This is a genomic window from Holospora obtusa F1 (assembly GCF_000469665.2).
GTDB classification, from domain to species: Bacteria; Pseudomonadota; Alphaproteobacteria; order Holosporales; family Holosporaceae; genus Holospora; species Holospora obtusa.
Genome location: NZ_AWTR02000091.1, coordinates 1 through 8,696, shown reverse-complemented (window position 1 = coordinate 8,696; position 8,696 = coordinate 1). Strand labels below are relative to the sequence as shown.

The following is an 8,696-nucleotide window of genomic DNA, read 5'->3' as shown; positions in this document are numbered from 1 at the left end:
TAGAATTATTGAAAGTGAAAACCTCATTGAATCATTTTGCAATAAAACAAAAACTATTGTTAAAAGCTAATGTTTTAATGTTCAATGAACTTCAAATTTTGAAAGGTGCTACGTAAGATGAGTTAATTTACTATGAAGACTATAGAATGAATAGTCATCAAAAAAGCACTACCTATGACGCACAATACATATTCAAAAGCAGTGCTTTCATTACCTAAGATTCATTAAATTTTTTAAAAATTAATCTAAAACTTTCTTGTATTAATCTTCATCTTTTACGATATCTTTCTTATCTTCACTGACTTCCACTTTGTCAGATTCACTTTTAGATTCTGAATCGCCATCAGCTTCGAATACTTTTTGCAAAACTGAAGAAACTTCATCATCAATCTCTTTATCTGAAACATCTGAAGCCCAAATTGGCATGGAAATCAAAGCACTCATCAAACAGCAATATAAAAAATTCATTTGTTTTCTCCTTATTTATAAAATACGTTTAACAGTTACATTGTACCCACTAAAAATTAAAAATTAAAAAACAAAATCATTATAAACAATATTTTCTAAATATAAGCCATGTGCTGGAGCAGTAAATGGTTTTTTAATAAATTGCTTTGGAGATAAATACTCTAAAAATTCCTTTAAAGTAATTTCTTGAGTTGCAAATTGAATCATAGCTCCCATCATCATGCGCACTTGACGGTGTAAGAAAGACTTAGCATAGAATCGAATACACAAAAAAAGATCCGAATCCTTTACACCTACTTGATCTAATGTACGCAAAGTGTTGGTCGCTTGACACGCAGAATTGCGAAAATTAGAAAAATCCCATGTTCCTTTTAATAATTCTGCAGCATCCAATAAACGAGCCCTATCAACCGATTTCCTGACCCACCAAGCTCGATCTCCCCATAGCGGACTGACATGGGGACGAGTAATCAGCATATATCTATAAATTCGATACTTTGCAGAAAAACGCGCATGAAAGTCTTTATCAACAGATTGCGCATTCAAAATTTGTACACCAGAATTCTTTAAATAGTAGTTTGCCCCTTTACAAAGGCGATCTATTGAATAAGCTCTCTGAAAATCAACATGAGCTACCTGCCCTTCCGCGTGAACACCAGAATCTGTACGCCCAGCAGCATAGATATGAACAACCTCTTGCGTAAGATCTAAAAAAGCTTGCTCTAATCTTTTTTGTACTGAAACCGGGGAAAGTGTTTGACTTTGCCATCCAGAAAACTTCTTTCCATCATATTCAATTTTAAGCGCATAACGAAAACTCATACGCGCATCGTCGTACGGCTATTGCCTAATTTATTATAAATTGAATTTAAATATCGAATATAAGCACGAAATTTCTGATACTCCGGTCTTCCCATACGTTCAATAGGTTGAGTAGACGCGCGCACACCAAAAGGATTTACTTGTGAACCGTTTCGAATTACCTCAAAATGCAAGTGATTTCCCGTAGCATTTCCTGTTGCACCCACAAAACCAATGACCTGCCCCTGCTGCACAGAGGTTCCTGGATGTAATTTTTTAGCATATTTCGACAAATGACCGTATGCAGTACAATATGCATTACGATGCCGAATACGGATAAAATTTCCGTAACCTCTAACCCAACCTATTTTTTCAACAACTCCTGACGCAGCTGCCCGAACGGGAGTACCAAGAGGAGCAGCAAGATCAATACCTTTATGACTGTGATAATAACCAAAAATTGGATGTTTTCTTCTTCCAAAGCACGAAGATAAGCGCCCTCCAGAAAGAGGACGAATAAAAGGACACCCACTTTTTTCTTTGCTATTTTTTTCCTTATTAAATTTTTCTCCATTTTCTGTAAAAAATCCCGGCGTATTTTTACGCAATGAATATGAATACAAAGAAAAATTTCTTTTAGAGTTTTTTAATTTTAAAAATAAAATATCCGTAAACTGAACGTGTTCCGTGCGTACATTCTTAATTCCTCGATATAAAATAAAAAATTGTGACCCCCTTCCATAATGTTGACGTAATGGAATTTTTCCAGAGTCTAACACAGAAGCAACCAAATGAAAGGCATCATTAGGCAATTTCTTTTTTCTCAAGTCTGAAAGCAACGCATTAGACACAATTCCTTGAGTACGCATCACAAAAGACACAACTGAATCTTTAATCGTCTTAATATGAATATTTTGCCTAGAATCTATCCTCACCTCTTTTGTCGTGACAAGATTTATAGGAATTTCAACAGAAAATAAACATTTTTTATCCCCTACACATGAATACGTAACCTTAATCTCCCTTCCAGCTATCGCGCGTGTCAACACTTTTTGCTTGAGCATTTTAACAAATGCACCATGCACAGCAACGCGATGATGAGAAAAAAAATTTTGTAAACGCAGGGCATGCATAAAATTTGCTAATGAGCTCCAGCGTAAAGAAAAACTTTTCAAAGAATGAGGAAATCTCTTGACTAAAGAAGGATCTAAAAAAAATGGAGCTACATGAAACTGCTTTGGTGAACTTAATATACTCTGAAAAGCAGAAAAATCTCCCTGAGATTTAGATACTTTAGAAGAAAACAACGTAAAAAAACGAGAAAAGATAGCAGGATGATAATTGTGATTTCTAAAAGCATCCAAATCTAGTTCCTGAGCGCGAAATGAATTTGAACGATACACATGATATAGGTACAATAACCCCAAAAAAGAAAATAAAAGAAGAGTCGTTATTTTTTTAAAGCATTGTTCTAACCACGGCTTTACAACTAGATAGTGCATTTATTTTTCCTCACACTTAAGCTTACTGAAAATTATCCGCATCTTCATTTTATAAAATTACACAAAAAAATGTAACCCCCCCTTGATGAAATCTACTTATTCAAAATCGCATATCCTCTGCGATACCATAAACAAACAAAGCAAAAACAATAAATTTAAATTTAATAAAAAAAATGAGATATTTAAATAAACAATAATAATGTGATCATATATAAATTGACATTTTTTGAGTTGTCTTAAAAGTAATGGAACAGTTTCATTATCCAGTTTCATTATCTTATGAACCATATCATGACTACGAACAGATGGTTTTGTCTTTTTTTAAAGTGTTCCCATCTATATACAATATCATTTTTGTTGATTCAATAGAATGTAAAATCTTTCCCATGAAGAAGTCTTTCTTCATGAAGACATAAAGAAACTTCCCCATTCATCTGGAACACATTGACCTTTTAATGAGTTTTTTCAGGCTGGCGTCGCTGCGATCACAAAACTTCCAATCAATAGAGTGACCCGATACCACATCAATCCGGATCTATAAAATATTTTTTTCTATGGACGAAATGCCACACTTCGTCCATTTAGGATAACAGTTACAGACATTTGTATTTTTTCAACTTAAATATTATCTTCTTCTTGATTGATCTCCTTGAAGACTGAAATTTCACTGACTGTAAAAAGTTTAGATATGTTGAACATAAAAACAAAGCAATGTCAATTTCAAGTTATTTCAGTGAAAAAGACACTCCTTTGGGGAGGGTACCTTTAAATTGACAACCACAGGATTTACATTCATAGCGTTGCTGCCCTTTCCACATTTAACATAAGATTCAGATCAACATTTATTACAAAACAGAATTCATTTTTACTTAAAAATTATTTTATGTCATCAGAATTACACAAAAATTATTCTCTGGTTAAATAGACTTATTTCGAAACTAGAATATCCTTTAACGAAAAAAGCACACATTTCAGCGCTTTTGAAGTATGGTAGAGCACAAGTTCCAAAACATTCATGCCGGGACCGTTACCAAAACATACACAGACGTTAAGGAATTACGCTCAACAGTATCGTAAATTCCAAGATTATAAATTAAGCTTTGAAAACGAAAAAAATTTAGTGAATCCTTTCTTTGAGTAAGGAAAAAGAATGATCTGCGCACAAAGGAAGTATAAAAAAATATCGATGGGGTATCTATTATTCTTGGGTATCGCAAGAACCCATTTCTGCAGAAATTCCTAACCGCTTAAGTAAATTTAGATCTTTTTCTGGTTTCGGGTTTGCAGCAGTTAACAGCGTTTCTCCATAAAATATCGAATTTACACCAGCTGCAAAACACAATGCCTGGAGCGTGTCAGACATGCCTTCCCTTCCTGCTGAAAGACGAATGTAGGACTTGGGCATTAAGCATCTTGCTACCGCAACAATACGCACAAAATCGAATTCATCTGCAGCTTGACATTCTTCAAGAGGAGTTCCAGGAATAGGAATCAATTTATTGATAGGAACAGATTCTGGTGGTGGATTTAAATTAGCTAAAAGGACTAGCATTTTTAATCGATCTTCGTTACTTTCCCCCATCCCCAAAATTCCTCCGCAACATACTTTGATTCCAGCGTCCCGCACAATTTTTAATGTATCTAAGCGTTCTTGAAATACTCGCGTAGTAATAATTTTGTTATAAAATTCTGGAGAACTGTCAACGTTGTGATTATAAAAATCTAATCCAGCTTGCTTTAATTGTACAGCTTGCTCCTGTTCTAACATTCCCAGGGTGACGCATGTTTCTAAGTTGAGTGCTTTAACAGCACGAATCATTGCGCATATTTGATCTAAATCGTTCTGTTTGGGACTACGCCATGCAGCTCCCATACAAAATCTTGTTGCTCCAGAAGCTTTAGCTCGTTCTGCAGACACTAACACTTCTTTTATGTTCATTAAACTAGATGATTTCACACCCGTTCTGTATCGAGCAGATTGTGGGCAATACGCACAATTTTCTGGACATCCCCCTGTTTTGATACTTAAAAGTGTGCTAATTTGAACAGAATTGGAAGAAAAATTTTCTCTATGAACAGTTTGTGCTTCGTACAAAAGATCTAGAAGAGGTTTGGAAAAAAGCACCTGAGCTCGATTTAGAGAAAGACAAGAAGAAGCTTCGTGAGAAGTTTCATGAGTAGGACATGTACACTCCATATCAAGATTACATCCAAAAATTAAAGGATACAAAAAAGTATCGCAAATTAACAAATTTTCGTCAAGATAAAATTTCCTCTTTTTTAGATTTTTCAAGTAACGATTATTTAGGACTCAGCTATCATCCCGAAATCTTAGATGCTTCTATAAACGCTATTCAGGACTACGGATGGGGGATAAAAGCATCAAGAGTTTCGGCTAAAGGTCACCCTCTTTACGAGCATCTTGAAACTCAGATTGCTTTAGACAAAGGCACACAAGCAGCACTGTTTTTTTCCTCAGGTTTTCAAGCAAACTTAAGTGTTTTATCTGCGCTTTTAGATTTTCAAACTTTAAAAGTGCGTCCTATCGTATTTTCTGATCGACTTAATCATGCTAGCATTTATCAAGCACTGTTATTAAGTCAGTGTCGTTGGCTTCGATATCGTCATTTAGATATGGAGCACCTGAACGATTTACTAGAACAAGAAAAGAAAAATCTTGGATTAAAGTTTATTGTGACAGAAAGCGTTTTTGGAATGGATGGAGATAAGGCTCCTTTAGAAAAAATTTATGAATTCGCTTTAAAATACAATGCATTTGTATACTTAGATGAGGCTCATGCTACAGGATTATTTGGTCCACATGGATACGGATGTTCTACCCTGTATAATTGGGAGCGCGTTCCTCATGTCATTATGGGAACTTTTAGTAAAGCGTTAGGCGGAATTGGAGCCTACGTAGCTTGTAGTCAAACAATCAAAGAATACTTAATCAATAAAGCACAAGGATTTATTTATTCTACCGCTTCACCTCCTTGCGTTGTAGCAGCCGCATTGCAGGCGTGGAATAAAGTTAGGATGATGAGACAAGAGCGCGAACACTTAATAACCTTAGGAATAAAATTGAGAGCAATTTTAAAAGATCTTGGGGCCGACACGGGAACAAGTATCACGCACATTATTCCTGTTATTTTGAAACAAGAAGATCTGGTTCTGAGAGTTCAACAAAAGTTTCTAGAACATCATATCTATGTTTCTGGAATTCGTCCACCTACAGTGCCTTTAGGGCAAGCGCGTTTGCGTCTTGGTCTTTGTTCACACCATACAGAAGAAGATTTGCATCGCTTCATAAATGTATGGAAAAAAATAAAACATGATAAAATATTGTAATTATAGTCAACTAGATTGAATTGGGTGTTTTAAAAAAGTAAAAAATTGCAAGAAAAAGGGCTTTTTTTAGTAAACCTGCTGCGTAAATATGTTTTTATGTAAATTTTTATGTAAATTTTTATGTAAATACAAAAAAATCCTAGAGATTTTGTCAATTCATTATTTATTTTGGTGTTGAAGTATTTTGTATTGTCTTCTTTTGTTAAATTTTTTAGAAATGATTTTTAGCAGTGTATTCGTGATATTTTAAAATAAAAGCGGTTGAATTGTAATAAAGTAAAAAAGCACTAATGGACTGATATAAGTCCTGGCAGAACTCAATTTTCTTCCTAATCCATCTTTTCACATTAGCCAAAAATTTCTCTATTGGATTTTAATCGGGTGAGTATGGCGGTAAAAAGATGAATTGACAACTTACCGATTCGATCAACTCTTTCGTTTTTTGTGATCGATGAAATGCAGCATTATCCAATTTGCACAAGTTCTAATTCCATAACTTTTTTACCCAAGCTTCAAATAATTTTATACGACAAGAACCATTAAATACCCTGGGTGTTATCGATTTATGATTAACATGCCCAGCTATAATATTTGTCCGCTGATAATAGTTACCGCTCTTTTTTGCAGCAAGCTTTTTCGCTTTTCTGCCCCATCCTGCATTCTGCACAAATGGTTATCTCAATACCACTTTCATCAATATATATGCAAGACTTTCTGACGGTACGCCTTTTATACTTTCTTTATATCGCTTTCATTTTTCTTGGCTTGCTTACAAATAGGTAAAATTTTTTTTATAGCTAAAGCCTAGCTTCTTTAATCGTCGATACACAAAAATACTAGAATTAAATAGTTTTGCTATCTTCTGCTCATTTTTTATCTTCATTGACCTTCGACATAAACTCTTAGCTTTTCTGGGGCTATTTTGCCCTTTCTGCCTAAGCAAGGCCTGCTTCTGGGCAAACCTGATCCACCACCTGCTTACGCGACTTCTTGCATCTCGTATTTTAAGTGTTACCAAGCTTAATATATTCTATTACGCTCTCCCTTAGATTTAAGCTGTAGTGTTTTTTTGTCATTTTCTCTTAAAAATAGTATCTCATTGCCCCGTTTTTATGCTAAATTACTATAATGAATATATTTCAAACTATGCTTAACGCAGATATTCTTGATGTCTGGATGATTCAAGATCTTCTTCTAAAACTACAGCCCAAACATATCTTCGTTACGAGTAACTACGCTTTTCATAAGGAGGGAGAAATTGTGCCAAAAAAATTTAGTCAACTATTCACGCAAAGGAAAAGGTATTAAAAAATTTAACCAAAATCTCAAAAAATAATAAAACAAAAATAAATCTTTATATTATCTTTGTGTTTTATATGTTTCTAATTTTACATATTTTGTACTAGAAACAAAATGAGAATACAAAAGTTCTTAAAAAAAAATTTAAATTGAGATTAGCATTCTAAGAGGTATAAAACCTTAAGATTTAGAAAAAAAATACTTTCTTTTTTCATTCAAAGCAACAAGTTGGTCCAAATCTTCTTGCGTGCACAAACCAATAAAAACAGGATTCTTTGCTACTAAACTTTTCATATCCCAATACGTTCCTAAACGAATAGAACAAACTGTATTTTTTGTGGTTGGGATAAATTTTATAATATCTGCATCTTTAAGATCAGGACAAGACCGAACAATCCATAAAACCCCATTACGAATTTCTTTACGCTTTGCTAAACTTACGTAAGTCTTTGCTTTTTTTCGAACAAGAAAATTCTTACTGTTCACAATCAACGAAGCATTTTGATCTGTTTCGCATCTTAAAATTTCTTCTTTCTCTAGCTGCCCTAACATAACCGGATCTACGGCAGCAACATTTCCCTCACCGTTAGCCAAAGCCTCTATTTGAAGTTCATGCATTCCACAAAAATCAGAGATTTGACGAAACGTAAGCTTTGTATTTTCAATCAACCATAATGCAACTGATTTAGCCATCAAAATCTTTTTCATTTTTATCCTTATACTGGCATCTCCAGCGGGAATCGAACCCGCGCTACCGCCTTGAAAGGGCAGCGTCCTAACCGCTAGACTATGGAGACATCTGTTCTTGATTCTAGCATTATCTAAACAAAAGTCAAGTCCAAAAATGATCATCTGTGTGTAAAAAAAAAAATATATATAAAATTAACAAGTATTTATCATGTTTAATTATCACAAATATTAAACTAAATATTAAACACAATATAGGTTGTACATATTTATACATTAGTTTATGCGCGTTTATATCTAAAAAAATATAAACTTTATTCAAATATGGGCAAAAATTTCTTCCTCATAAGTTCAACTTCAGAACATTAGTGCTTAATCGTTGATACATCAAAGCTAGGGAAAATTTAATACTGAAAAAGAGTCCTGCTTAAAATTTAAGCTTGGTATAGAACGCTCTGCACGATATAGTAACTGATGTTACGCAGCAATAGTTGATTTCTGCTTGAAATAATCATATTTTTCGTCCATAAGTTTTTAAGGACAAAAAATGAAACTGGATCTTCTTGATATTTATAGCGACTATTTGATAAG

Annotated in this window: 7 protein-coding genes, 1 tRNA gene and 1 pseudogene; 2 read left to right on the top strand and 7 right to left on the bottom strand. The window is 34.0% G+C overall.

Annotated elements, in window-relative coordinates; all coding sequences use genetic code 11:
- Positions 1-116 (top strand): annotated as a pseudogene (locus P618_RS09565) (IS701 family transposase); the annotation flags it as partial.
- 145 nt (positions 117-261) lie between these two features.
- Here P618_RS09565 and P618_RS05830 read toward each other — a convergent pair.
- The 4 genes from P618_RS05830 to bioB form a co-directional block, all read right to left on the bottom strand.
- Complete coding sequence (locus P618_RS05830; protein ID WP_021828075.1) at positions 262-468, bottom strand: hypothetical protein; 207 nt, start codon at positions 466-468, stop codon at positions 262-264.
- A 63-nt stretch (positions 469-531) separates the two neighbouring features.
- Complete coding sequence (gene truA, locus P618_RS05825) at positions 532-1,290, bottom strand: tRNA pseudouridine(38-40) synthase TruA (RefSeq protein ID WP_021828076.1); 759 nt, start codon at positions 1,288-1,290, stop codon at positions 532-534.
- Positions 1,287-2,771, bottom strand: coding sequence for a M23 family metallopeptidase (locus tag P618_RS06200; RefSeq protein WP_021828077.1), 1,485 nt, complete (start codon positions 2,769-2,771; stop codon positions 1,287-1,289). The genes truA and P618_RS06200 overlap by 4 nt, the downstream gene beginning before the upstream one ends.
- A 1,198-nt stretch (positions 2,772-3,969) precedes the next feature.
- Positions 3,970-4,968 (bottom strand): biotin synthase BioB, encoded by a 999-nt coding sequence (gene bioB / locus P618_RS05815; RefSeq protein WP_021828078.1) that lies wholly within the window; start codon positions 4,966-4,968, stop codon positions 3,970-3,972.
- Here bioB and P618_RS05810 point away from each other — a divergent pair.
- A complete protein-coding gene (locus P618_RS05810; RefSeq protein WP_021828079.1) occupies positions 4,956-6,119 on the top strand; it encodes an aminotransferase class I/II-fold pyridoxal phosphate-dependent enzyme in 1,164 nt (387 codons plus the stop codon). The two genes, bioB and P618_RS05810, sit on opposite strands and share 13 nt — an antisense overlap.
- A gap of 373 nt (positions 6,120-6,492) precedes the next feature.
- On the opposite strand, the gene P618_RS09560 is transcribed toward P618_RS05810, so the two are convergent.
- From P618_RS09560 to P618_RS05790, 3 genes are all read right to left on the bottom strand, one after another.
- Positions 6,493-6,591, bottom strand: a complete 99-nt coding sequence (locus tag P618_RS09560) for a transposase (protein ID WP_162147103.1) — start codon at positions 6,589-6,591, stop codon at positions 6,493-6,495.
- A gap of 1,007 nt (positions 6,592-7,598) precedes the next feature.
- Positions 7,599-8,111 (bottom strand): cell cycle transcriptional regulator TrcR, encoded by a 513-nt coding sequence (locus P618_RS05795; protein ID WP_021828082.1) that lies wholly within the window; start codon positions 8,109-8,111, stop codon positions 7,599-7,601.
- 29 nt (positions 8,112-8,140) lie between these two features.
- Positions 8,141-8,215: transfer RNA gene (locus tag P618_RS05790), tRNA-Glu, on the bottom strand.
- Positions 8,216-8,696: the final 481 nt, after the last annotated feature.

Coding starts and splice junctions, on each gene's coding strand:
- P618_RS05795 (WP_021828082.1), bottom strand. CDS start 8,111: ATGGCTAAATCAGTTGCATTATGGTTGATTGAAAATACAAAGCTTACG.
- P618_RS05810 (WP_021828079.1), top strand. CDS start 4,956: ATGTACACTCCATATCAAGATTACATCCAAAAATTAAAGGATACAAAA.
- bioB (WP_021828078.1), bottom strand. CDS start 4,968: ATGGAGTGTACATGTCCTACTCATGAAACTTCTCACGAAGCTTCTTCT.
- P618_RS06200 (WP_021828077.1), bottom strand. CDS start 2,771: ATGCACTATCTAGTTGTAAAGCCGTGGTTAGAACAATGCTTTAAAAAA.
- P618_RS05830 (WP_021828075.1), bottom strand. CDS start 468: ATGAATTTTTTATATTGCTGTTTGATGAGTGCTTTGATTTCCATGCCA.
- truA (WP_021828076.1), bottom strand. CDS start 1,290: ATGAGTTTTCGTTATGCGCTTAAAATTGAATATGATGGAAAGAAGTTT.